Genomic DNA, 22308 nt, shown 5'->3' on the forward strand with positions numbered 1-22308 from the left:
ACCAGCATCGCCCGGGCCAGCCGCCGCGCCAACCACCGCCCACACGATCTCATCACAGCCGTGACCAGCAGTAACGGGACAATGCAATGACCCTGGTGTTCTCCGATGGTCAGGAACCCGGATCGGGAGTTGGTAACAGCCATGCTCAACACGGCCGCCGCGACCGGGGAATTCACCGAGCTTCTGCTACGGGAGTCGGCTCCGCCGGCCGACGACGAGGAGCCTGGCACCGGCGAGGCGTTGGAACGTGCGACCGATCTCGCGGGCGATACGCGCCGCCACCTCATCACGGCCTTCCACCTCATGGGCGGCGCCCGCGCCATCGCGACCAGCGTCGCCGAGAACCGCTAGCCGGACGAGGAAACACCATTCCTGGCCTGGTGCCTTCGCCGCCGAGCGGGGCACCGGGCTAGTGACGTTTTAGCGCCCGGCCGTGGCGGCGATCCTGATGTGTTCGGGGAGGTCGACTTCCCACTCGCGGCGTTTCCGCCGTCCGAGGCCGGTGCTGGGCGGAACTCCAGCAGCCCGGGACAGTTCAGCTCCGGTGGGCACACGGCCCTGGGCGATCTCGCTGTCCCAGAACCGGCGCATGGCGGCGACAGCCGAACGGTCGGCTTCCTCGTCACCACCGTGTTCGTCAGCATCCTCGTCGGGATCGTCATAGGGATCGCGCGGCGCGGAAGCCCACGGCTTCGATCGGCCATCCGCCCCGGGCACTTCGGCAGGCCACCGAGTGCTGTTGTGATCCCGCTGCTCCTCTTCTCCTGTCACCGGTCCGGGACGAAATTCGTAACGAGGCTGCTGAGCCTGCTCGCCTTTGGCAGCCGTTGCGGAAGGCAGATCCACGTGGCCGCCCGGCACCGATGGATGCGCGGGCTCGGCTGCCGCGATCACCGGTGGCTTGATCTCGGCGGTGCCGACCGGATTGAGTTCGGATGAAGCCGCTGGCGGGTTGCTCGTGTTCAGCCGCCAGGCGTTGAAGCGGGCCACGGCCTCGGGAGAGGTGGCGTCGACGACGCCGTAGAGGGTGGCCATGTAGATCTGCATGGCTTCGCGTTCGTCGGCAGTGTCGGGGAAGTCGGCGAGGCCGATGTGTTCGGCGGCGTGCATGGCGTGTCGGATGACCCGGTTGTGGGCGCGCCGGATCCGCCAGGTGGCGGCTTTCTTGTTCTGGAGCAGGTAGAGGCGTAGGCGGGCGCGGCCGAGCCGGGCGCGGCGGCGGGCGCGGTCTACCTCGGTGACGTCGCGGTCCTGGGCCTCGGCCAGCCGTAGCCAGACGAGGATCCGTTCGACGGTGACCGTCCAGTGGATACGCGACATGGTGCGCCCGAGCCGGACGCTGCGCTCGGCGGCGAGCGCGCGTTCCCACATCCAGGCGGCGACGGGCGGTGCCGCCAGGCGTAGGCAGAGTTCCCGGAAGCTGCTGGCGTCGAGGGCCGAGAGGCTCGCGGTCAGCCCGGCGAGGACCCAGACCGCGACGCCGTCGACGCCGGTGGTGCCTTTCTCCGGTTCCCGCAGTAGCCGTGCCCGTGCCAGCAGCGCGGACGCGAACAGGGCGACCTCGATGTAGGCGAAGAACACGATCCGCAGCGGCGATTGGCCGAGGACGTCGGTGAAGAACTTCCACATGCCCGACGCGGAGACCATCGTTGCCAGGGCCGCCGCGATGACGGTCAGGATGTTCGCGACGAGCAGCGTCAACCGGTGCTCGGCCAGCCGGCGGATCCGGTGGGTGACGAGCAGGATCAGGCCGAGTCCGGTCAAGAAGGCGGCGCTGACTACGAGCGTGTGGTTCTGGTTGTAGAGGGTGCGCAGGTCGTCGATGTTCACCATGAGATCCGGTTCTGCTGGTGTGCGCCGGTCACGGCCAGAGCACAACGGTCAGGGCGGCGCCGATCAGGAACGGGCCGAGGGGCAGGGCCGCGCCGCGCGGCAGTCGGCCGATCTTTCGGAGCGTGATCGCGGCGAGGGCGGCGGACCCGAAGCCCAGCAGCATTCCGGCGTACACGGCGTGCCAGCTGTTCCAGCCGAGGGCGGCGGCGAGCGGGACGGCGACCGCGACATCACCCCAGCCGAGTTGTCCGCGTGCGAGGATGGCCAGGACCGCGAGGAGCACGGCGAGCGTGACCGCGGCGATGGCGGCCCGGCGCCAGGCGTGATGGTCCCCGGCGACGGCGAGCACGCCGAGGAATCCCACTGCGGAGGTAGTGCTGATTCGCAGCGGGAGCAGCATCGCGGCCAGGTCGACGAAGACCAGCACGATCATGGTCGCGGTCCACCACGCATACGCGGCGAGCGTCCACCCGCTCTGGCCGGTCAGCGTGAGGGCGACGGCTGCCAGGACGGTGGCCGCTTCAACGGTGTAGGGCGGTGCGCCGATACGCTGCCCGCATCCGGTGCACCGGCCGGTGGGCGCGGCGGTGCTGGCCCACAGCGGTCGCCCGCATGAGCACGCGGTGCGCCAGGGCTGGTCGTTAGGCACGCTATGCGCGGCAATGGCCCAGCGCAGCAACGGGGTGATCGCGAGCGTGAACAGCAGGCGAGCGCGGCGAGGCGTGGTGGTGGTCGTCATTTGCTGTCCAGGCTGGTGCGCAGCGTGTTGGCCAGTTCGAGGGTGTCTTCGCGCGGCTCGGCATCCAGGTCGGCCAGGGCCTTGGTGAGAGCGCGCAGCAGGGTCCGGATTCCGTCGGCGTCGGCCAGGGCGTGGCGGGCGTGCATCGCCTTGACGTAGAGGGCCTCGTTGTATCGGTCCATCCCGATCGCCTTGTCGAGCAGATCGGACGCGGCCTGCGGGTCGCTGTCGAGCAGGTCGTCGGCCAGCATCAGATGGGCTTCGGTGCCCCAACGGCGCACCGTCTCGCGGTGCGGCTGGATCCACTCGTAGTCCTGGCCCTCGGCAAGGGGCGCGCTGCATAGATCGCAGGCGGCGGCCAGCAGTTCCCGGCGGTGCGGCTCGGCGGCGATGGTGGCCTTCCGCAGCAGGTCTCGCAACGTCCAGACGTCGACGTCCACGGTTGTCGGATCGAGCCGGTAGCGTCCGGCGGACTTGATGACGTACGCGTTCTTGGCCTCGGCGGTGCCGGCGCGGCCGAGCACGTGGCGCAGGTTGGAGGCGTTGGTGTGCACGCGCTGGTCGGCCTGGTTGACGCGGGCATCGGGTTCCAGGTACTCGCCGATCTCCCGGGTGGCGGCGCCGTCGGGATGCACAGCGAGATACACGGCCAGTTCGAGGGCTTTGGCTCGTAGTGGCCGGCCTTCCGCGGTGATGTCTTCGATCCGGGGTCGACCGAGGACCCGCAGCGGCGCCCGGCCTTCGCCGACCGCGGGCGTTGCGGGGGCCGGTTCCGTGGAGTCCGGGCCGGGGACAGCGACGGTGGGTGGGGTCGTGTCGGTCGGGGTGTTCTCGGTGCGGCTGGCGTGCAGCGGTACGACGGTGACCGGGATCGCCGGTGAGGTGATGGCGGGTGGTTCCCCGGTCTGGGCTTCGCGCAGCGTGGTCAGGATTTGGATCGCCGCGCCCGGCTCGAGGACGGGCAGCCGGGACGGCACCGGTTCGCTGGGCTGCCCGGAGACGAGCGTGGTGTGCCCGTCGGAAGCGACGTTCAGAGTGGCGCCGTGGGCCCATTCGCCGAGCAGCAGCGCGGAGACGTGCAGTCCTTCGCCCAGCGCGAGGGCGACCTTGGCGCGCATGCGGGCGCCGGCGGGCGGAGTCTCGGTGATGAGCATGACCGGCGGGAGAGCTTCCTCGTCGGGCGCGGCCGTGCGGAGTTCGCCGAGGTCGGTGAGGGTGTGTTCGTCCAGGATTCGGCTGCGGTGCAGTAGCCGGGCCTCGGCGGCGGTGAGGGCATCGTCGAGGTTGTCGGCCAGGTGCAGGCGCGGCCAGGGGCCGAGGGTCACGACGTCCGGGCCGAGCAGGGTGGCCAGGGTTGCGGCGTCGATGATGACCTCCGCGCGGGTGTCCGGGTGGTGCGGGCCGCCGGAGGAGAGTACGGCCACGAGGGCGGCACGGGCGGCGGCGGTCGCGCCGTCGCCGACCAGGCCGGTGCCGCCGGGCGGTAGCGGTGTGAGGTCCGGCAGGCCCGGTGGCTCGGCTTCGCTGTCGTCGGGGTTCGGGAGGTCGGGGTTGCGGTTGACCGCGCGGCGCAGCATGACCACGGGCGGTGGAAGTTCGGTTGGCGGGTCGTCGTCGGGTTCGCCGGTGTAGCGGCGGCGGCGCTGGCGCCAGACCAGGAGCGTGGCGGCGCTGATCGCGGCGGCGAGGATCCATGGGACCCAGCTCGACGGTGAGAGTTGCACGCCGTGCTCGTCGTGCGACGAGGCCGTACTCGGCGTGTCCGGAGCCGAGGCCGAGGATGCCGGGACGGACGCGGATGTCGGGGAGCCGGACGCCGAGGTTGACGCGGTCGGGGCCGCGGCGGTTGCGGAACTGCTCGGTGTGGCGGTCGTCGAGAGGGCTGCCGTGCTGCTCGTCGTGGCTGAGGGCGAGCTGGGATCGGCGGCTGTCGTAGCGGGCGCGCTGCTCGGTGCTGCTGATGTTGGTGCGGATACTGACGGGCTGGCCGTTGTGGTCGGGGCGGCTGCCGGAGGTTGCGTGGTGTGGTGGGTGTCGCCGGTCTTCGCGGAAGTGGGCGGTTTGGCGTCGGCGGGCAGCCGCAGGTCCCAGCCGGGAAAGATCAGGTTACAGTCGCGCAGGGTGCCGCCGACTGTGGCGAAGTGGCGATGCTTGTTCAGCTGGCAGACCTCCGGCCAGCGGTCGGCATTGCCGAGCCAGGCGGCGGAGATCTTGGACAGGCTGTCGGCGCGCTTGACGACGTACACGTACGTTTGGTTGCCAACGTGGATGGTGGCCGGTCCTTCGCTGACCGTGGCCAGCGCGACAGCGGGCAGGGCGTGCGGCGTCGTGGCGACGGCGGCTCCGGCGGCGTGCGGGCTCGCGGTGGCCGCCGTCGCGGTCAGGACGGTGCCGAGCAGCATCGAGCTGACCAGAATCGATGCCGTGCTGCGCAGCGGGTTGCGGTATGCCCGCAGGCGCAGGTCTTTGACGCCGCGGATGGTGTCGCGCAGCTCGGCGTAGACGGCCTGCGCGAACAGCATCCAGACGAGCCAGATCGCGATGGACAGCAGGTTGACCACCATGCGGTCGGTGACCCCGCCGGTCAGGAACGTGGTGAGGCTGGCGCGGTCGGGCATGCTGCCCGGTAGTGGCCAGCCCACGGCGATCACGAGCCAGGTAGGGACTCCGGCGACGATCGCGGTCAGGAGGCTGCCTGCGCTGATGCGGATGGCCGCACGGCCGAGCCAGGACAGCATCGTGTGTCTCCTCGTCAGGGGGTGATCGCTTCGGCGGTCGCCGTGGCGTGGACCGGGATGCTGCGGATGCCGATCAGGCCGAGCAGTTGCGTGGGCTGGGAGGTGGTCACGCTGACCGTGACGGTGTTCGCGGTGACGGTGACGGTGCCGCGTAGTCCGGCGCGGGCGATCCAGCCTGCGGCGGAGGTACGGGCCTTGTTCTGGTCGATGCGGATGACGCCGTTGATTCGCAGGGCGGCCAGGTCGAGTTCCCGTGCTCCTGCGCGGGCGGCGGCGTTGGCGACGGCTCGGGCGTTGACCTTCGTCGAGACGGCGAGTCCGGCGTCCAGGACGAGCCCGGCGAGGACGAGGGCGGCGGCCAACCAGACGACGGTGAACGCGGTGACCGTCCCCCGGTCGGCGGCACGGACGCGACGGCGGGTCGTAGGTGCTGGTGTGCAAGTCATGTCCCCGCCCGGTAAATGTCGATGGGTTCGGTCGCGGTGGCGTGGGCGGTCTTGGTCCCGCCGAGGCTGGGGATGCCGAGGTCCGCCATGGGTAAGACGCATGCGGCGTGGACGGTGACGGACCCGCCGCGTCTGAACTGGCCGGTGTCGGTCGTCGCGGTACAGGTGAACTTGCTGCCGGAGGCCATCGCGCTGGCGGCCCGGCTGGCGGCCGTACGTGCGGCTCCCGCCGTCGGAGCGTCGGCGGCGGCACGGGCCGCAGCGGCAGCCACGGCGTGAGCGTCGATCGACACCGAGGCCGCCCGGCCGCAGAACACGATGAACATCGCCATGAGGATGAGGAACGGCACGACGAACACCGCGAGTTCGCTCGTGATCGAGCCACGGTCGCCGGCCGGGAACCGGCGGCGAAGCAAACCGGACCTCGTCCTCGTCGTGCGCCGCAGATCGGATCGTTGCCCCGCATACGCGCCAGGGTCTTCGATGTTCGAATCCATGGTCGTCCTTACGCGGGGGTTGCTGGATTTGCCGGAATCCGTTCTACCGGCGCGGTGACGGTGACTTTGATCGGGAAGGACAGGCCGGGGATCATGGCCTCGGCTCGGCCGGTGATCGTGATCGTGGCGGTGGTAGCGCTGCGGCTGGCGCTGACGGAAGTGCCGGACAGAGCGCCGCCGGACAGGGCGGCCAGCAGTGCCTCGGTGTCGGAGCGTCCGGCGGCGGCGCTGCTGCCGTAGGCCCGTGCGATCTGCACGCCTTCGTTGGCGGCGGCCTGTGCCATGTGGCTGGCGTGCTGCCAGAGGGCGAACTGCACGGCGGCCATCAGCAGCAGGCCGAGCAGAGGGGTGGCCAGCACCAACTCGACGCTGGCCGCCCCTCGGTCGCGCCGGCGTCGGGGCGCCGTGATGGTCACAGCGTGACGCCGTTGATCTTTTCCAAGACCTTCGGGCCGAGGATCGCCAGCGCCGCGAGGGCCAGGGCGACCACGAAGGCGGTCACGGCGATCATCTCCGTGCTGTAGCCGCCGTCGCGGTGGTGCCGACCCGTGCGCTCCCGGATCTGCTGGGTGGAGGCTGCGGCGTACGCGGCCAGGTAGTCCAACATTCGAGTACCTCCCGTGAGGATTAACCGGCCTGGTGGATTCCGGACCGGAAGTCTGAAGAAATTTCGGAATTCCTGAACTCACGGATCTCCTAGAAAGCGCCGAGGATCGTGGCGAAAGCAGGGAAGATCAGGAAGATCATGAACCCGCCGAGCAGGCAGACCAGCGGCAGCACCATCCGTTCGGTCGCTGACGCGGCGGCGGCCTCGGCCTCAGCGAGTTGGTGGGTCATCAGCGCGGACGACCGGGCGGACAGCGTCGACTTGATCCGTGCCCCTTCACTGCCCGCCATCGCCAGCGCGGCCGACAACTCGGCCAGGGCGGTCAGCCCGGCAGTCTCACCGAGCACGCCGAGGGTCTGCCAGGGCGGGACCCGCCGCAGGTGTGCCGCTTCGACGGCCTGCCGCAGGGCGGTCTGCGCCCATCCCTCGGATTCGGTGGTGGCGTCACGGAGCGCTTGATCCACGCCCGCGCCACCGGCCAGCGAGATCACCACCAGGTCGAGCATTTCCGAGACGGCTTCCCGCAGCTCGGCCCGGCGTTTGACGGCTTCGGAAGCAACGGCTAGATCCGGCACGAACGCGCCGAGCGCGCCCAGGATCAGCGAGGCCCACACCGGTAGCTGCCAGCCGATCGGCGTGCCGCCGAGCGTGACCACGGCGACGAACGCCGGGGGTAGCAGGAAGCCCAACAAGGCCATCGCGGCTTGCTCGGCCAGGTGCCGGCGGGGGTCTCGGCCACAGATCCCCAGGTCGGCGCGGACCTTGGCACGGGGCAGGCCGAGCCGCTCCAGCAGCGGAGCGAACGGCCGTCCCAGCACGGCGAGCTGTCCCACGTCCTCAGACGGGATGAACGGCCGCGCGTAGATCGTCATGCCGGTGGTGCGCGGATGTAGGGCGGCGAACGCCTGGGCCAGGGTGGGCCGGGCCGGGAACGCGAAGGCGACGAGCATCGCCAGGCCGAGCCCGGCCCCCGCGCCCAGCATGGTCGCCGTGATCATGTCCGGGCTCCTTCGGTCACGCCGATGCGGGCGAGGCGGGCGATGCCCAGGAAGCCGACCGCAAAGATGGCACCCACCAAGACGAGCGTGAGCTGACCGGCGAGGCTGCGGTACGGGGCGAGGTACGTCGGGTTGAACAGGATTAGCCCGACCGCCATCACGATCGTGAACGCGGTGATCACTCTCGCGTTGGTACGGATTTTCGCGTGCCCGGGGGCGATCTTCAGCCGCAGGGTGGCTCGGGCACGTGCCCGGGTGGCCAGCTCGGTCAGCAGGTCGGCGAGCTGTCGGGACTGGCGGGTGGAGGCTTGGATCAGCGCTCGCACCACCAGACGGCCGGTCCGGTCGTTGAGCCGGGTGCGCAGCTCGGCCAGGGCGATCGGTAGCCGGTGACCGAGACGCACGGCGGCGGCGAGGTCGTCGATCTCGTCCTTGATGGCGGCCGGCGCGTACGGGGCCGTGACGAGGATGGACTGTTCGAGCCCGGACGCCCCGGACAGGTTGTCGCGCAGCATCTCGGTCCAGACGGCAACAGCCTCGGTGCGCGCGAGGTCGCGGGCCGCTCTCTTATTCGTGCCCAGCGCGATCGGCAGCGCGTACGCGCCTACCCCGGCGAGGATCGCGCCGACCGGCCAGCGGGTCAGCAAGCCCGCGAGGGCGGCCACAGCGACCGCGATGGCGAGCCGGATGACGTGCTCGCGGGTGAACCGGATTTCGGAGGTACGACCCGGGTCGCTGGCCGCTGGCGGGCGCAGACCGGCGACGACGGCCAGGAAGCCGAGGCCGACGCCTGCCCCGAGGAGGGCGGCGAGTGCGGTCATGGGTCACCACCCGACCCGGTCGATGATGTGCGGGTCGAGCCCGGCGGCTTCCAGCCGGTCCAGGGTCTCGGTGCGCAGCGGGGTGTTGGGCACGGCGCGTCTTTCGTGTCCGGGCCGCCACACCTCGTTGGAGATGACGTCGCCGCCGTCGAAGCCGACGACCTCCCGGACGCTGGACACCACACGGGTCTTCTTCGGGGTCCAGTCGAGGTGCACGACCAGGTCCAGGGCTTCGGCGATCAACATGGCGGACGCGTCGAAGTCCAGCTTCTCCGGCGACTGCTTGGCGTACAGCTTCATGCGGGTGAACACCTGCGCACTCGACGAGGCGTGGATCGTGGCGAAGCTGCCGTCGTTGCCCTGGCTCATGGCCTTGAGTAGGTCGATCACTTCGTCACCGCGGGTCTCACCGACGATCACCCGATCTGGGTCGAGACGCAGGGCGGTGTGCACCAGCGCCGTCATCGGGACCGCGCCGACACCTTCCAGGTTGGGCCGCCGGGCCTGGAACATCACGACGTTCGGATGCGCGACCGGATCCCTCAGCTCGAGTTCGTACTGATCCTCAATGGTGACCAGCCGTTCGTGCGGGGGTATCGCGCGGGCGGCAGCTCGTGCAAAGGTCGTCTTGCCGGTGTTGGTGCCGCCCGCGAAGACGATGTTGAGCTTGGCGCGCATCGCGGCCTGGATCACCCGGCACAACGGCTCGTCCAGCATGCCCTTGGCCATCAGGTCGTCGAGATCGGCGTTGAACATCGTGGGACGACGGATCGCCAGCGCAGGTCGACTCGACACCGACATCGTGGCGCACAGCCGTTCCCCGTCGCGCAGCCGCATGTCCAGGACTGGGTTGGCTCGGTCGAAGGTGCGTTCCTCGCCCTGGCCGGACAGGTCGGCACCGAGCGCTGCTTCGGCGGCCAGCGCTCGGATCATTTCGATCATGGCTTCGTCGGATTCGGCTATCGGCGGTCCGACCTCCGATTTACCGCCGACGTAACGGATGAAGACCTCATCGGCGCCGTTGGCATGGATGTTCTCGATCTCGGGGTTGCTCAGCAGATGTTGCAGGCCGCCCGCGCCGACGATGTGGTCGATGACCGCACGGGCCACCCGAGCTTCGGCTTCCGCCGACAGCGGTGCGTGGCCCTCGTCGAGCGCCTGTCGTGCCAGCGAGTCCAGGGCTTCGCCGGTGTATCGCTCGGCGAGTACGCGCCGTTCGGTCGCAGGCAGCAGGCCGCCCCCGGCGTGCGCCCCCAACGCCTGGCTCACCTGGGCACGAAGCTCAGCGACGAGATCAGATTCGGACAGTGCAGTGGTTAGCGGCATGGACATGGGGTACTCACCTCACGGGAAAAGTGCCCTGGCGGACAAGGGACGCGGCCAGCGCTCGCGCGGTCGCGGGCAGTCCGAGGCGGTTCCACGCCCGGCCGATCCGGCGGCGACCCGCGATGATCTCGGCGCTGTGCCGGTCCCACGGCATCTGCGCGATCAACGGCACGCGAACGAGGCTGGCCAGGTCATCCATCGAATAGTCGACGCGACCGACGGTGACCAGTCGTGCCCGATCGCTGGGGATCTCGGCCAGCGACAGGCGCAGCAGCGACAGAGCGTCGCCGCCGGCCACGACGAGGACCACATCCGCCAACTCCAGCAGCGGCAGCGCCGGAGAGCCGGGTTCCAGGCGGCCGAGATCGAGCACGGTCAGGCGTTCCTTGGCCCAGCGTGCAGGCTCGGTGTCAGCCAGCAGCCCGATCGCTGCGCTGGCCTGTGGTCGCCCGGCGGCGGCGAGAACCGCGTCGATGCCGAACGGCAGGCGGGTGGTGTGCTCTCCGATGTCGGGATGGCCGCTGCGGCAGGCGTTGGCCAGCGATGCCAGGCCAGGGCTGTCGGAAAGGCCGTGCCAGCCACCGAGGTCACCGCCGGCCGGATCCGCTTCGATCAGGAGCGCGGACTCGTCCGGCCACACCGCGGCCAGCGCGGCGGCGAAAGTGGTGGCCCCGCCGGATTTGACAGAGGTGACGGCGACCAACATGTCAGCTCGCCACCAGGACCAGAGATAGGTCTGTTCCCGCCCCGGCGAGCTTCGTCGCGTCGGCACGGGTCAGCAGCAGCGACACGATCGTCGTGCCGGTGCCGTCGGTCCCCTCGGTGATGTCGACGACGGTCGCGGCGACCGGTTGCGGTGTCGAGGTCGCGTCGGAGGTTCCGGTGACGTCGCTCTTGGCGACGGTGACGACCAGCGCGTGGCTGCCGGGGGCCAGCCCTGCCGGGACAGCGCCCGGCTTGAACACCGCAGCGACAACGGCCTGACCAGCGCCAGGCCAGGACGCCGGGCCGAGCTGGGACTCCGCGAGCAGCGTGCCAGTTGCCAGCGGAACCGCCGGGCTTCGGCCGATTACCTGGTCGACATCGACAGCCTTGACCAGCGGCACGCTGGGGTCGGGCACGACGCGCACAGCCTTCAAGTCGTCGGCGGTCAGCGGTTGTCCTGCGGCCACCGCGCGAGCAATCGCCAGCACCTGGATACGGGCGTCGCCACGGAGCTGGATCACCGCGAAGATGCCCGCGCACAGCAGGATTGATAAAAGTCCACCGACTAGCAACGACCAACGTCGCTTGGGTTGTACCGCTTGACTCGGACTCGGCCTAGTCGGCGCTACCCGCCGGCCTTCTGCGACTGCGGTCATGGATCATCACCCCCGTAGCAAAACGCGAATCTCCGTCGTACCGGAGATCCAGATGGCGTCGCCACGGACAAGTGCGTACGTAGATCGCCTACGTACACCGTGTACGTTCACCACGACAGTGAGTCGCTGGGCTTCTCACAGCTTTCCCACAGGTCAGGACATGTCTGGACTCGTTATCGCTCGAACAGTTGATAGATGGTCGTCCAAATAGGGCAGAGCCATCAGACCTTTCGTCATCGAGTCGGAAACCGTTTGCCGCTGGTGATCACCCGATGGCACGGTATTTAGGTTCTCGTGCAACTTGCAGACTCGGGGGAGTCAAGATTGACATCGAGCAGCTAATCCGTATTTCCGACCTGTTTCGCTTTCGCTGGGATCCGCCAATCCTGGCCGTACTCGCCGAAGCGCCGTTCCGCTTCCGTGCGCTACACGGGCGTCTGGAGACGCACGTCGGCGAGCACGTGGACGACAACGCGTTAACGCGCAGTTTGTACCGCTTGACGCGTGCAGGACTGGTTCGGACCGACGCGATCCGATCGGGTAGGCGGCCGATCAAGACGTACAGCCTCAGCGACAAAGGTCGCGAGCACCTGGCGACCTACGAGGCGCTCGTCGCTGTCTACACGCACCTGAGCCTGCCATCGGCGAAGTGCGGCGGCTTATGCCCCGTCCACGAGCGACGCCCGATGGAGCGCACGGAAGCTACCGACAGCATGTACGTGCCCAACTGTCAGTAGCGCACCGGCGTGGTCTCGGGTAAGAACGATCGCTCGGGGCCTCTCGCGTTGGAGGACAGGAATGAGACGCACAAACCCAGGACCGATTCTGGCGGTAGCGCTCGCGATGGCGGTGACGACACTGGCCGCGTGCACAGACCGCGATCCGCCACCGGTCGAGATATCGAGCTCCAGCTCATCCGCGCCAGCACCTGCCCCTTCGAGCCCGTTACCGGCGTCGTCCGCGGCGCCGGTAACGCCCGAGGAGGCCAAACAGCAAGCACTCGTGGCGTACATGGGCATGCAGGAAGCCTTCGATGCTGCCGGCCAGACCAGCGATCCCGACTACCCGGACCTTCGTAGGTACACCACCGGATCGGCGCTCGACCTGTTTACGACGGCGCTGACCAAACGGAAGAAGGAGGGCGTCTACACCCGGGGCCAGACCGTCAGCCACGCCAAGGTGACCGAGCTGAGCCCAGCAAAGGCCCCAACGAAGGCGGTCGTCGAGGACTGCATGGACACCCGCAAGACCGTGCTCTATAAGGCGAATGGCGAGCCGGTGTCGTCGGACAAAGGCGGATACCGCCTGGCGATCGCAGACCTCAAGATCGCCGAAGGCGTCTGGAAGGTGGCGGCCCTCGCGGTACAGGAGGTGGGGTCATGCAGGCCCTGAGGCGCCTCCTCATCCCGCTGGTGGCGGCCGTTGTGCTGGTCGTTGCCATCCCAGGGGTCAGCCGGGCCGATGACGGGTGGGGAGGCGTCGACTGCTCCACGTCGCCCAGTAACCCCCGATGCACGGTCGAGGTCGGCTACACCGGCGGCGGCAGCGGCAATGACGGAGATGGCGGTGGAAGCATCTCGTGCACCATCGGCGGTCAGCCCGTGGAGTGCTACAACGAATTCGGCTGGCTCGGCAGCGACGGCTGCTACTACGGCAAAGACGCAGGTGGATACCTGCCGGCCAACCAGTGGATCAAGACCTGCATCAATCCCGAGACGGACGAGACGACCGACTGGGGCATCGTGATACTGGACCAGCCGCCCGCAGCGCTTGGCGTCCTCACCCAACGCGCCGTCGACAACTTGGAGATCCCCACTCCCGCCATCGCGGCCAATCCCAAGTTCACCACCACCCAGGTCGTCTGGGTTCCGGTGTGGTGGTGGGTGCAGCCCGGATGGTGGCAGACCCAGACGGCGTCTGCCTCCGCAGGCGGACTAACCATCACAGCCAGAGCCGTACCCAAGAAGATCACCTGGGACGCGGGCGATGGCACCTCCGCCCGCGTCTGTGAAGGCCCGGGAACTCCGTGGACTGCAGCAGCCGGCATGGACACCGAGTCACCGGACTGCGGGCACACCTACAAAATCCCCTCCGGCAGGAGCGGTTACACCGTCCGAGCCGTTGCGACATGGGACATCTCTTGGAGCGGCGGCGGATTCTCCGGAACCGAACCAGCGATCACGACCGCCACCACCGCTAACGTCACCGTGACTCAACGACGCTCCGTCGTGTCCGGCTAGCCATCCGGCATGCCGAGCATCCCCGCGGGGAGCAGCCCATCGGATATCCCAGCGCCGATGGTCCCTCTCGCGTAAACCCACTCACGACCACCGGATGGCCCGCAGAGCACTGCTCTGCGGGCCATCCGCCGTTTCCGCCATCCAAGGAGGTACGAGATGAACGACACCGCAGCCGTGCAACGACACAGAACCCTGATCAGGAGCGCCTATGGCTGACGCACCCCAGCCACCAACTCCGCGCCCTCGATCGGCCAGCCGACAGAATCCGATCACTGTCCGCCCACCACGCACCGCACCGCTACGCGACGACGACCGCGAGCAGGCGGTCACTGCGCTCGCCGCGTTGATCGCCGAATGGTGGGAACGGCAACACCCCACACCGCCACCAGCGCAACGAACCCACCCCCGGACGAGCAGTCCGGGAGAACCCAATCCCGGATGACCGCCACCGAGCCCAGTGCGGTCATGGCGAAGCTGCCGTAGAGCCTTCATCCAACCAGTCAAAGAAGGCCGGTTCTGCGCATCTGCGCAGGACCGGCCTTCTTGTATCTCCACAGTTCAGAGCCCATTTCGTGGCTTGACTACTGGCACGGATTGACTGACGTTCAGCGATGATCCACCCCTTAAATGATCTTGGAAGGCATCGATAAACATGGCTAAGAGAACACGCACCGCCCACCGCATACGGCAGATCGAAGAAGCGTTCACCCGCCGGGTAGCGATCTACATCCGCCGGTCCACTGACGAGGACAACCAGCCCTACAGCCTCGAAGCCCAGGAAACCAAACTCCGGGCCTTCGTCGAGTCCCAACCCGGCGACTGGCAGATAGTCAAGATCTACTCCGACGACGCGTCCGGTGCTACCACCGAGCGCGAGGACCTGCAGAACATGCTCCGCGCCGCCCGCGCGGGCCTGTTCGACACCGTCCTGGTCTACCGCGTCGACCGCTTCTCCCGCCGCCTACGCGACCTGGTCGGCCTGCTCGACGACCTCGCCGACGCTGGCGTGGCCTTCCGCTCCGCCACCGAACCCTTCGACACCTCCACCCCGGTCGGACGCATGCTCGTGCAGATGCTCGGAGTGTTCGCCGAGTTCGAGCGCGAGGTCATCATCGACCGCGTCATCGCGGGCATGGAACGCAAGGCCACCAAAGGGCTGTGGAACGGCGGCCCCATACCGATCGGCTACGTCAAAGACCCGAGGACCAACAACATCGTCGTCGTAGAGGCAGAAGCCGCGGTCGTCCGGCTCATCTTCGACCTCTACACCAACGACCGGCTCGGCACCCGCGCCATCGCCAACGCCCTCAACGACCGCGGCATCCGCACCAAACGCGGCAGGATCTGGTCGTCGGCGGCCGTCGAAGTGGTCATCACCAACCGCCTCTACATCGGCGAGAAAAGCTTCCGCGACATCACCGTCACCGACGCCCACCCTCCGATCATCACCCAGGAGCAGTTCAGCAAGGCGCAGACCATCCTCGGCCGGCGCGGCGAACAGATCGGGCAGCGGGCGGCCAACCCCTCCGACTACACCCTCACAGGGAAGATCTCCTGCCCGCAGTGCGGCCGAAAGTACGTCGGCACCGCCGCCAACGGCCGCAGCAACCGCTACCGCTACTACACATGCTGGACCCGCAACCGGTACGGCACGAAACAAGGCTGCGGCATCCACCGCTTCAGCGCCGACCAGCTCGAACACGCCATCGGCCAAGCCCTGATCGACTTCTACACCACCGGACACGACGTCATCGAGCAGGCGGTCACCAGGTTCCTCACCAACCACGGCCAAGCCACCGGCAAACTCCACGACGAGCTCGACGCCACCAAACGCCAGCTCAAAGAAGCATCCGCCGCCATCGACCGCTACCTCACCGCCTTCGAGCGCGGAACCTTCGACGACCAGGACCCCGACGTCAAAGCCCGACTAGTCGAACTTCGCAAACAGACCAAACAGCTCCGCGCCGACAAAGCCCGCCTAGAATTCGATCTCGACAAGCCCCCCACCGGGCCGTCCCCCGATGAACTCGCCCAACTCCGGCAGCAGATCGCTGAGATCATCCGATCGGGCGGCCACCGGGCCAAGAAGGCACTCTTCGAGGCCCTGGTGGAAGACATCGAGATCCAGTCCGACGACAGCGTCATCCCGATGTTCCGCATCCCGACCGCGAGAGACGACGAAGGGCTGACTCTCGAGTCAGCCCTTGATCAACTATCACCTGACGGTGCGGTTCGCGCACTGCCAACTATGGTGGGCGATACTGGGATCGAACCAGTGACCTCTCCGGTGTGAACGGAGCGCTCTCCCGCTGAGCTAATCGCCCGGGACGCTGCAGACTGTACCGGACCGCCCCGGCCGGGTGCGAATCCGGGGTCGGCGCGTCGGCGCCGGCCCACCGAGAGCCGGCCGGCGCCGCCCCGAAGGCCGGTCAGCGGCCGCCCGGCAAGATCCGGCCAAGCGCCGGCCCGGCCGGAGCCGGCGGGCGCCCGCCCACCCGGAAGCCGAGCGCGTCAGGGGCCGGCGACGAAGTCGCGGATCTCGGTGGCCAGGTTGACGCCCATCGTGAGCTTGACCGAGAGCCAGACCACGCCGCAGATGAAGACGAAGCCGGCGAGGCCGATCACCGCGCGTACCGGCAGGGACTGCTTGAGCACCCAGCGGGTCCAGGACTGGACGTGGCGCTTGGTGAACTGGAGCAGGTGGCGGGCCCAGACGAACTCGACCGCCCAGATGGCCAGGCCGAGGATGACGATGGCCCAGCCGGGGCCGGGGAACGGGATGAGCACGATGCCGACGGCCACCACGACGGCGCCGAGGGCGCCGATGCCGATGCGCAGGGCGAGGCGGCCGGTGGGGTTGGCGCGGGCGCGGTCGAGGACGCCCCGGAACATGCGGGGGCCGCCGGCGTGGTCCGCGGACGACCCTGCGGGTGCGTGACCGTCGGCGGGCGATTCGGTCACGGGGTCGGATTGGGACATCTCGTTCACTTTCACGGCAAAGATCGCGGGCTCCCGGTCATTTCATCCCCTAGTGTTCCGCTCCCCCGTCACTACCCGGGAGGAATGGACGTTACCGGAGTGAGTCAACTGCTGGACCACCCGACGCCGGGCGGAACCGAGTACTTGGGCAGAACAGGACAAGATACCGTTTTACGGCTCGTCCGGAGAGCTTATCGGAACCGTCTTCCCACTACTGGGTGAGATCAGCGTATGGCGGAGCGTAATGACAGGGATCACCTGAGTATGGGAAACGCGGGGTTCACCAGCCTCGCAGCGGTGCCGGGGGGAGTTCGTCCATGAGTACCATTCGTCCAACGACCGTCGAGGTCGAAACCTCGCTGCGGCTCGTAGCGCCTGACGCCACGGCCCTGCCCGTGCGTGCCAGCCTGCGGTACGACCCAGCCGACCCGTACGCGGTCCACGTGTTGTTCCACGCAGAATCAGCCGGTGGGGAAGCCGTGAGCTGGTCCTTCGCGCGGGAACTTCTCGTGACCGGGCTCGACGAGCCTGCAGGGATCGGAGACGTCCGGGTGTGGCCGTGGGCCACGCCGCGGGGCGACTTCGTCGCCCTGGCGTTGTCGTCACCCGACGGCAACGCGCTGTTCGAAGTGCCGCGCAGCGTTCTCGTCCGGTTCCTGCGGCGCACCTATGTGGTGGTTCCGCGGGGCCGGGAGTCCGATCACCTGGACGTGGACGCTGCGGTCAACCGGCTGCTCGCCGGTCGATAGCGACAACACGCAATTCCGGGGCGACCCGTGCGGACACTGCCGGTCCGCACGGGTCGCTTTTTGCGTACGCAATAGTCGTCTTTTTTGTCCGTTTCCATGCCCGATTTCCCGACTGTCTGCCGGATATCCGCCGTCTCGTGGACTCCCACGTGCATCGCTGGTCACGGCCGGATACGGTCGCCTCGATGGTCGCCTCCGGACGAACCCGCGCGCGCTCCGCGCCGGCCCCGCTCTGGGCCGGGGTGGGCACCTTCACGCTGTCCGAGACCGATCTCGCCGCCGGCGACCCGGCGCCGCGCCGGCTCCCGTACCACCTGCTCGCGCTGACCACGGCCGGGCAGGGCACCGTCGAGATCGATTTCGCCGCCCACGCCTGCCGTCCGGGCACCCTCCTCTGGGTACGCCCCGGGCAGGCGGTCCGCTTCGGCGCCGAGCCCGGGCTGGACGCCACCCTGATCACGTGGAGCCGCGACGTGCTGCCGGCGGCGGAGATCACCGGCGTGCCCGTGGACGACCTCCCGGGCCCGGCCCGCTGGCAGCTGGCCGGCGAGGACGAGGACGCGGTCATCACCGAGGTGGCGCAGCTCGGCGTCGACTGCGCCCGGCACACGTCCGGGCCGGTCGCGGCGGGCCTGCTGCGGCACCAGCTCGCCGTCGTGCTACTGCGCATCGCCCTGCTGACCGGGGACGCCGGCACGGCCGACGCGTCGACGTCCGAGGCCCGCACGTTCGCCCGCTTCCGCCGCGACCTGGAGACGGGCCACCCGCGCAGCCGTCGCGTCGAGGACTACGCCGCCCGGATCGGCTGCTCGGTCCGGACGCTGACCCGGGCGAGCCTGGCCATCACCGGGCGTACGGCGAAGCAGGTCGTCGACGACCGCGTGGCCCTGGAGGCCCGGCGGCTGCTGGCGTGCACGACGCTGTCGGTGGCGGAGATCGGCCGGCGGCTCGGCTTCGGCGAGCCGACGAACTTCGGGCGCTTCTTCCACCGGGAGGTCGGGGTGAGCCCGGGCGCGTTCCGGGCCGGGCTCGGGTCGGCCGAGGCCCCGTCCGGCTCCGGCCGGGACACGGAGGCGGGGAACGGCCGCCGGGTGCCGATGCAGCGCGGCGCGGCCGACTGAACCGAGCCGCGTCACGAAAGAGTGAACCGCCGGTCACGCACCGACGCTCCGGCGATGCCCGAATACCCCCGATTCCCGGGGTGGAGGAGGGGCACGCGTACGGAAGGGGCATGATGGTCGGGTGCAGATCTCCGCGCGCGGCGATTACGCGGTACGGGCGGCGCTGAGCCTTGCCCAGACGTACCCGGCCCTGATGTCCGCCCAGGCCATCGCCCAGGACCAGAACATGCCGAGGAAGTTCCTCGAGGCGGTCCTGGCCGATCTGCGCCGTGCCGGGGTGGTCCGGGCGCAGCGCGGCGCGGAGGGCGGCTACACGCTGTCACAGTCACCCCGCGACGTGACGATCGGCCAGATCCTGCGGGCGGTCGACGGCCCGCTCGCCGGGGTGCGCGGGCTGCGGCCGGAGGAGACCCAGTACACGGGCGCGGCGGAGAACCTGCCCAACCTGTGGGTCGCCGTACGGGCCGCGGTGCGCGAGGTGGTCGACGAGGTGAGCCTCGCGGACCTGATCAGCGGCCGGCTGCCCGCGCACGTCCGCAAGCTCACGACCCGCCCGGACGCCTGGCAGCCCCGCTGACGAAGCCGGGCAGCGCCGCGGCCGCCGATCCCGGCGACGGCCGGGCCCGAGACAAAAGGCGCAAGGCGCGGGACAGAAGCGCGGGGCGCAGGCTGGCACGGGACGCGTTTCGGGAAATCGGTCATCGGGAATCTGTGGATCACCTGACGATTCCACGGAAGGACTTCCCCGATGGGTATCCAATACCGCAGCCGCAAGAAGTTCGGCCCGCTGATCCTGAACTTCACGCAGCGGGGCCTGTCGTCCTGGACCATCAAGATCGGCCGCTGGTCCTGGAACTCGAAGGCGAAGGCGCACCGCGTCGATCTGCCCGGCCCGCTGTCGTGGAAGCAGGACAAGTCCAGCTCGCGCTCCTGACGGCGCCGCCCATCAGGCCGGGGCGATCACCACGTCCCCGCCGAGACGCCCCTGCTCCGGACGCCGGGTCACCGCCCCGGCGTCCAGGAGCGCATGCAGCACCCGCGTCGCATCCGCCGCCCGGTAGACCGTCTCCGTCAGCGCGTACGTCCGCAGCTCCGTGACCGTCGCCTCGCCGGCCTCGCCGAGCCGGGCGAGCAGCTCGCGCCGGAGCGGGCCGGGGTGCGGGGTGAGCGAGATGTCGATCAGGTGCCGTTCCGGGTCGCCGGGGTCGCGGTACCGCACGCCCGCGTACTCGTCGACCGCCCACAGCAGATCCTTGAAGGCCTCGAGGCTTTTGCCGAGCGTCGTCGCGTACACGAGGATCTCGCCGGGGTCGTCCGATGCGGCCAGTTCCACCGCCGCCGCCAGCGGGAAGCCCGCTTCCCGCAGCGCCGCGCGCATCGCCGGCACCGGCGATGCCGGCGGCAGCACGATGAGAACCTCCGCCGGCTTGCCGGTCGCCAGCGCCTCCAGGACGGTCGCGCCGGGCGGTTCGCCGGCGTCCAGAAAACCGAGCAACGGTACGCGCGCAGCACCGGCCGCCCGCAGCGCGACGCCGAGCCGCTCCTGCGTGCCGCCGGCGACCGTGTGGACGGTGAGTCCCGCCCCGGCGGGCAGCGCCTTCAGCCGGGCGTCCACCTCGGTCAGGTCCGCGCCGACCGCCACCATCGTCAGCTCCCGCCCTCTGACCAGGTCGGACTGTTCGGTGAAGACCCGGGCGGCCGCCTCGGCGAGGGCGGCTGACAGGTCGGCGTACCCGTGGGCGTAGGTGGCCCGGCGGGCCCGGTGCAGGGCCGCCGGGGCCCAGGCCTCGAGGTGACGGACGAGGATCTCGCGTTTGACGTCGGCGACGCTGTCGGCGCTCATATCCGAGTTGTACCGTGTCGCGGGGCACAACAGGTACGCGCCACAGGACTTGTACCTAACGTCGCCGAGCAGACACTATGGGCCACGTGCCCCTTCCGCTCGCCGAACTGACCGCCCAGGCGCAGACGTTGACGGCCGAGGGCGACCTCGCCGGCGCCCGGGCCGTGCTCGCCGGCGCGCTGGATCCGGCCGACATCGACCCCCACCGCGCCTCGCCCGACCTCGCGCTCGCCGCCGCCCTGCAGGCCCGCATCCTCATCGCCCTGGGCGACGCCCACGCGGCGCGCACCTGGGCCGGCTTCGCGCACGCGGCCGAGGAACGCCTGCACGGGCCCCGCGACGAGCGGACCATCGCGGCCGCCGCCACCCACGCCGCCGTGCTGCACCGGGTCGGCAATCACGGCCGGGCCGCGCAGCTGTACCACGACCTGGTCGGTGAGCTGACCGCCCTCGAGGGTCCACTGTCGCCCCGCGTGCTGGCCGCGGAGGCGGATCTGGCGACTTCCGAGCACGCCGCCGGCTACTGCACCGCCGCACGCGCCCGCCTCGCCGACGCGTGGACCCGCTACCGGGAGGCGTACGGCGACGCGTCCGCCCCCGGTATCAAGATGCTCGCCCGCCTCGGCGCGATGGAGCGCGAGTGCGCCCGCGTCGCGCAGGGCAACGAACACCTGGCCCTGGCCCAGGAGCTCTGCGCGCGGCATCTGCCCGCCGACCACTCGCTGGCCCAGCAGGTTGCCCGCCTCGCCGGCGCGCCGCCCGCCGGACGCCACGTCTGCGGCCGGGTGCAACGGTCGACCGGCCCGCTCGCCGATCCCGCTGCCGGTCCGGCGACGGCGCAGGGCGCGCCGGGCCTGCCCGCGCCCGAGCCGATCTTCCGCCCGGCGTCGAGCACCCCGGCGCCGGACGGCCCGGTGGCCGGCGGCCGGGCACCGGGGATCAGCAGGATGCCGGCGACGATCCCGGGTGTGCACCCGGTGCTGCCGGAGCCTCCGCCGCCGGGCGAGCCCACCGGCCGCCATGCGGTCGCGGAACCGCCGATACCCCTCCCCCTCACGTCGCCGGCGCCGCCGCTCACCCCGGCAGAGCCGGCCGGGACTCCGCCGCGGCAGTGGCCGGCGCACGGCCACGTGGCCCAGGCGCTGGCCGCGGTCCACGACCATGCCGAGCCGCCCCCGGCCGGACCGGCCACCGCGCCGCCCCCGGCGGGACCGGCCGTCGTGCCGCCCCTGCGAGGACCGGTCGCCGCGCCGCCCTCGGCGGGACCGGGCGTCGTGCCGCCGGGGCCGTACCCGCCGGACTCGTTCCCGCCGGCCGCGACCGCTCCGGGCGTGTACCCGCCCGGTCCGCGGCTGCCCGTCGACCGGGCGAGCGCCAAGGTCGCGGAGCGGTTGCCCGTACCGGTGGACCCGGCGGACGAGCCCTCGAACCGGATGCCCTTCATCCTGGCGACCGTGCTCGTCGCCGGGGTCGCGGCCGCGGCCGCGATCGTGGCGGTGACCCTGCCCCGCGGCGACGACGCCGGTCCGAGCACGGCGGCGCCGCCGGTCAGCGCGGCCGCCACGACCGCTCCCGCCGCTCCCCCGCCGTCCGGCGCGGCGACTCCCGGCCCGTCCGGCACGGTGAATCCGATCGCGCCGGTGGACGTACGGCTGCGGGACCGGCGCGACAGCGTGGCGTTGACATGGCGGTATCCGAAGGGCTCCGAGGGGCCGGTGCTGATCTCCGGCGGCCGTGCCGGGCAGGAGCAGCGGGCGTTCCAGCAGTTGCCCGCGGGGACCACCGACTACGTCGTGTACGGCCTCAACGAGCAGAACAACTACTGCTTCTCCGTGGCCGTCGTCTACACGGTCGACAAAGTGGCCGCGAGCCGGCCGATCTGCACCGACCGCAGGTGACGCGCCGAGCGTGGATGATCTCCGGCAACCGACCTGCACCCGGCTGACACCTCAGGCTTCACCGGCGCCGTCCGATCGGGAAGGGATGCCGAGGGCCTCACCGGAGGTCCTG

The 22308-nt window shown here is 70.0% G+C and carries 23 protein-coding genes and 1 tRNA gene; 9 read left to right on the forward strand and 15 right to left on the reverse strand.

What is annotated here, in order from left to right; all coding sequences use genetic code 11:
- Nucleotides 1–141 precede the first annotated feature (141 nt).
- The gene (locus tag AB0K03_RS02525) at nucleotides 142–351 is read left to right on the forward strand and encodes a hypothetical protein (protein WP_364679416.1); all 210 of its coding nucleotides are present in this window, start codon (nucleotides 142–144) and stop codon (nucleotides 349–351) included.
- 69 nt (nucleotides 352–420) lie between these two features.
- Here AB0K03_RS02525 and AB0K03_RS02530 read toward each other — a convergent pair whose 3' ends face one another.
- The 12 genes from AB0K03_RS02530 to AB0K03_RS02585 form a co-directional block, all read right to left on the reverse strand.
- Nucleotides 421–1833 carry a hypothetical protein gene (locus AB0K03_RS02530; protein ID WP_364679419.1) on the reverse strand — a complete coding sequence of 471 codons (1413 nt, stop codon included), beginning with the start codon at nucleotides 1831–1833 and terminating at the stop codon, nucleotides 421–423.
- A gap of 28 nt (nucleotides 1834–1861) precedes the next feature.
- A complete protein-coding gene (locus tag AB0K03_RS02535; RefSeq protein ID WP_364679422.1) occupies nucleotides 1862–2572 on the reverse strand; it encodes a prepilin peptidase in 711 nt (236 codons plus the stop codon).
- Nucleotides 2569–5310 carry a transcriptional regulator gene (locus AB0K03_RS02540; protein WP_364679425.1) on the reverse strand — a complete coding sequence of 914 codons (2742 nt, stop codon included), beginning with the start codon at nucleotides 5308–5310 and terminating at the stop codon, nucleotides 2569–2571. Before AB0K03_RS02540 ends, AB0K03_RS02535 begins: the two co-directional genes overlap by 4 nt.
- Before the next feature lie 14 nt (nucleotides 5311–5324).
- A complete protein-coding gene (locus tag AB0K03_RS02545) occupies nucleotides 5325–5756 on the reverse strand; it encodes a pilus assembly protein TadG-related protein (protein ID WP_364679427.1) in 432 nt (143 codons plus the stop codon).
- Complete coding sequence (locus tag AB0K03_RS02550; protein ID WP_364679430.1) at nucleotides 5753–6172, reverse strand: pilus assembly protein; 420 nt, start codon at nucleotides 6170–6172, stop codon at nucleotides 5753–5755. Before AB0K03_RS02550 ends, AB0K03_RS02545 begins: the two co-directional genes overlap by 4 nt.
- A gap of 89 nt (nucleotides 6173–6261) precedes the next feature.
- The gene (locus AB0K03_RS02555; RefSeq protein WP_364679433.1) at nucleotides 6262–6669 is read right to left on the reverse strand and encodes a TadE family protein; all 408 of its coding nucleotides are present in this window, start codon (nucleotides 6667–6669) and stop codon (nucleotides 6262–6264) included.
- Nucleotides 6666–6860 (reverse strand): hypothetical protein, encoded by a 195-nt coding sequence (locus AB0K03_RS02560; RefSeq protein WP_092544624.1) that lies wholly within the window; start codon nucleotides 6858–6860, stop codon nucleotides 6666–6668. Before AB0K03_RS02560 ends, AB0K03_RS02555 begins: the two co-directional genes overlap by 4 nt.
- A gap of 89 nt (nucleotides 6861–6949) precedes the next feature.
- The gene (locus AB0K03_RS02565; protein ID WP_364679436.1) at nucleotides 6950–7858 is read right to left on the reverse strand and encodes a type II secretion system F family protein; all 909 of its coding nucleotides are present in this window, start codon (nucleotides 7856–7858) and stop codon (nucleotides 6950–6952) included.
- On the reverse strand, nucleotides 7855–8679 hold the full coding sequence (locus AB0K03_RS02570) for a type II secretion system F family protein (RefSeq protein ID WP_364679439.1): 825 nt from the start codon (nucleotides 8677–8679) through the stop codon (nucleotides 7855–7857). Before AB0K03_RS02570 ends, AB0K03_RS02565 begins: the two co-directional genes overlap by 4 nt.
- Nucleotides 8680–8682: 3 nt before the next feature.
- Nucleotides 8683–10011 carry an ATPase, T2SS/T4P/T4SS family gene (locus AB0K03_RS02575; protein WP_364679442.1) on the reverse strand — a complete coding sequence of 443 codons (1329 nt, stop codon included), beginning with the start codon at nucleotides 10009–10011 and terminating at the stop codon, nucleotides 8683–8685.
- A gap of 7 nt (nucleotides 10012–10018) precedes the next feature.
- Nucleotides 10019–10711, reverse strand: a complete 693-nt coding sequence (locus AB0K03_RS02580; protein WP_364679445.1) for a hypothetical protein — start codon at nucleotides 10709–10711, stop codon at nucleotides 10019–10021.
- Between the two features lies 1 nt (nucleotide 10712).
- The gene (locus tag AB0K03_RS02585; RefSeq protein WP_364679448.1) at nucleotides 10713–11366 is read right to left on the reverse strand and encodes an SAF domain-containing protein; all 654 of its coding nucleotides are present in this window, start codon (nucleotides 11364–11366) and stop codon (nucleotides 10713–10715) included.
- A 1002-nt stretch (nucleotides 11367–12368) separates the two neighbouring features.
- On the opposite strand from AB0K03_RS02585, the gene AB0K03_RS02590 reads away from it, so the two are divergent.
- From AB0K03_RS02590 to AB0K03_RS02600, 3 genes are all read left to right on the forward strand, one after another.
- Complete coding sequence (locus AB0K03_RS02590; RefSeq protein WP_364679451.1) at nucleotides 12369–12758, forward strand: hypothetical protein; 390 nt, start codon at nucleotides 12369–12371, stop codon at nucleotides 12756–12758.
- Nucleotides 12746–13606: a hypothetical protein gene (locus tag AB0K03_RS02595; protein ID WP_364679454.1), complete on the forward strand. Its 861-nt coding sequence runs from the start codon at nucleotides 12746–12748 to the stop codon at nucleotides 13604–13606. Before AB0K03_RS02590 ends, AB0K03_RS02595 begins: the two co-directional genes overlap by 13 nt.
- A gap of 652 nt (nucleotides 13607–14258) precedes the next feature.
- A complete protein-coding gene (locus tag AB0K03_RS02600; protein ID WP_364680694.1) occupies nucleotides 14259–15899 on the forward strand; it encodes a recombinase family protein in 1641 nt (546 codons plus the stop codon).
- Here the strand turns inward: AB0K03_RS02600 and AB0K03_RS02605 are convergent.
- A tRNA-Val gene (locus tag AB0K03_RS02605) sits at nucleotides 15856–15930 on the reverse strand. The genes AB0K03_RS02600 and AB0K03_RS02605 overlap by 44 nt on opposite strands.
- Nucleotides 15931–16117: 187 nt before the next feature.
- Nucleotides 16118–16585: a TIGR02611 family protein gene (locus tag AB0K03_RS02610; RefSeq protein ID WP_364679457.1), complete on the reverse strand. Its 468-nt coding sequence runs from the start codon at nucleotides 16583–16585 to the stop codon at nucleotides 16118–16120.
- A 317-nt stretch (nucleotides 16586–16902) separates the two neighbouring features.
- On the opposite strand from AB0K03_RS02610, the gene AB0K03_RS02615 reads away from it, so the two are divergent.
- The 4 genes from AB0K03_RS02615 (at nucleotide 16903) to AB0K03_RS02630 (ending at nucleotide 19389) form a co-directional block, all read left to right on the forward strand.
- On the forward strand, nucleotides 16903–17334 hold the full coding sequence (locus AB0K03_RS02615; protein WP_014446635.1) for an SsgA family sporulation/cell division regulator: 432 nt from the start codon (nucleotides 16903–16905) through the stop codon (nucleotides 17332–17334).
- Between the two features lie 185 nt (nucleotides 17335–17519).
- Nucleotides 17520–18455 (forward strand): AraC family transcriptional regulator, encoded by a 936-nt coding sequence (locus AB0K03_RS02620; protein ID WP_364679460.1) that lies wholly within the window; start codon nucleotides 17520–17522, stop codon nucleotides 18453–18455.
- 121 nt (nucleotides 18456–18576) lie between these two features.
- Complete coding sequence (locus AB0K03_RS02625) at nucleotides 18577–19032, forward strand: Rrf2 family transcriptional regulator (protein ID WP_364679463.1); 456 nt, start codon at nucleotides 18577–18579, stop codon at nucleotides 19030–19032.
- Between the two features lie 171 nt (nucleotides 19033–19203).
- Nucleotides 19204–19389: a DUF4236 domain-containing protein gene (locus tag AB0K03_RS02630; protein ID WP_067503503.1), complete on the forward strand. Its 186-nt coding sequence runs from the start codon at nucleotides 19204–19206 to the stop codon at nucleotides 19387–19389.
- A gap of 12 nt (nucleotides 19390–19401) precedes the next feature.
- On the opposite strand, the gene AB0K03_RS02635 is transcribed toward AB0K03_RS02630, so the two are convergent.
- Nucleotides 19402–20298: a hypothetical protein gene (locus AB0K03_RS02635; RefSeq protein WP_364679466.1), complete on the reverse strand. Its 897-nt coding sequence runs from the start codon at nucleotides 20296–20298 to the stop codon at nucleotides 19402–19404.
- Between the two features lie 86 nt (nucleotides 20299–20384).
- Here AB0K03_RS02635 and AB0K03_RS02640 point away from each other — a divergent pair, with 86 nt between their 5' ends.
- On the forward strand, nucleotides 20385–22196 hold the full coding sequence (locus tag AB0K03_RS02640; protein ID WP_364679469.1) for a fibronectin type III domain-containing protein: 1812 nt from the start codon (nucleotides 20385–20387) through the stop codon (nucleotides 22194–22196).
- Nucleotides 22197–22308: the final 112 nt, after the last annotated feature.

It is taken from the genome of Actinoplanes sp. NPDC049316 (assembly GCF_040677315.1).
Classification (GTDB): domain Bacteria; phylum Actinomycetota; class Actinomycetes; order Mycobacteriales; family Micromonosporaceae; genus Actinoplanes.

What these genes read in the sequence shown, in the direction of transcription:
- AB0K03_RS02525 (WP_364679416.1), top strand. Translation starts at nt 142, where the DNA reads ATGCTCAACACGGCCGCCGCGACCGGGGAATTCACCGAGCTTCTGCTA.
- AB0K03_RS02530 (WP_364679419.1), bottom strand. Translation starts at nt 1,833, where the DNA reads ATGGTGAACATCGACGACCTGCGCACCCTCTACAACCAGAACCACACG.
- AB0K03_RS02535 (WP_364679422.1), bottom strand. Translation starts at nt 2,572, where the DNA reads ATGACGACCACCACCACGCCTCGCCGCGCTCGCCTGCTGTTCACGCTC.
- AB0K03_RS02540 (WP_364679425.1), bottom strand. Translation starts at nt 5,310, where the DNA reads ATGCTGTCCTGGCTCGGCCGTGCGGCCATCCGCATCAGCGCAGGCAGC.
- AB0K03_RS02545 (WP_364679427.1), bottom strand. Translation starts at nt 5,756, where the DNA reads ATGACTTGCACACCAGCACCTACGACCCGCCGTCGCGTCCGTGCCGCC.
- AB0K03_RS02560 (WP_092544624.1), bottom strand. Translation starts at nt 6,860, where the DNA reads ATGTTGGACTACCTGGCCGCGTACGCCGCAGCCTCCACCCAGCAGATC.
- AB0K03_RS02565 (WP_364679436.1), bottom strand. Translation starts at nt 7,858, where the DNA reads ATGATCACGGCGACCATGCTGGGCGCGGGGGCCGGGCTCGGCCTGGCG.
- AB0K03_RS02570 (WP_364679439.1), bottom strand. Translation starts at nt 8,679, where the DNA reads ATGACCGCACTCGCCGCCCTCCTCGGGGCAGGCGTCGGCCTCGGCTTC.
- AB0K03_RS02575 (WP_364679442.1), bottom strand. Translation starts at nt 10,011, where the DNA reads ATGTCCATGCCGCTAACCACTGCACTGTCCGAATCTGATCTCGTCGCT.
- AB0K03_RS02580 (WP_364679445.1), bottom strand. Translation starts at nt 10,711, where the DNA reads ATGTTGGTCGCCGTCACCTCTGTCAAATCCGGCGGGGCCACCACTTTC.
- AB0K03_RS02585 (WP_364679448.1), bottom strand. Translation starts at nt 11,366, where the DNA reads ATGACCGCAGTCGCAGAAGGCCGGCGGGTAGCGCCGACTAGGCCGAGT.
- AB0K03_RS02595 (WP_364679454.1), top strand. Translation starts at nt 12,746, where the DNA reads ATGCAGGCCCTGAGGCGCCTCCTCATCCCGCTGGTGGCGGCCGTTGTG.
- AB0K03_RS02600 (WP_364680694.1), top strand. Translation starts at nt 14,259, where the DNA reads ATGGCTAAGAGAACACGCACCGCCCACCGCATACGGCAGATCGAAGAA.
- AB0K03_RS02610 (WP_364679457.1), bottom strand. Translation starts at nt 16,585, where the DNA reads ATGTCCCAATCCGACCCCGTGACCGAATCGCCCGCCGACGGTCACGCA.
- AB0K03_RS02615 (WP_014446635.1), top strand. Translation starts at nt 16,903, where the DNA reads ATGAGTACCATTCGTCCAACGACCGTCGAGGTCGAAACCTCGCTGCGG.
- AB0K03_RS02620 (WP_364679460.1), top strand. Translation starts at nt 17,520, where the DNA reads ATGGTCGCCTCCGGACGAACCCGCGCGCGCTCCGCGCCGGCCCCGCTC.
- AB0K03_RS02630 (WP_067503503.1), top strand. Translation starts at nt 19,204, where the DNA reads ATGGGTATCCAATACCGCAGCCGCAAGAAGTTCGGCCCGCTGATCCTG.
- AB0K03_RS02635 (WP_364679466.1), bottom strand. Translation starts at nt 20,298, where the DNA reads ATGAGCGCCGACAGCGTCGCCGACGTCAAACGCGAGATCCTCGTCCGT.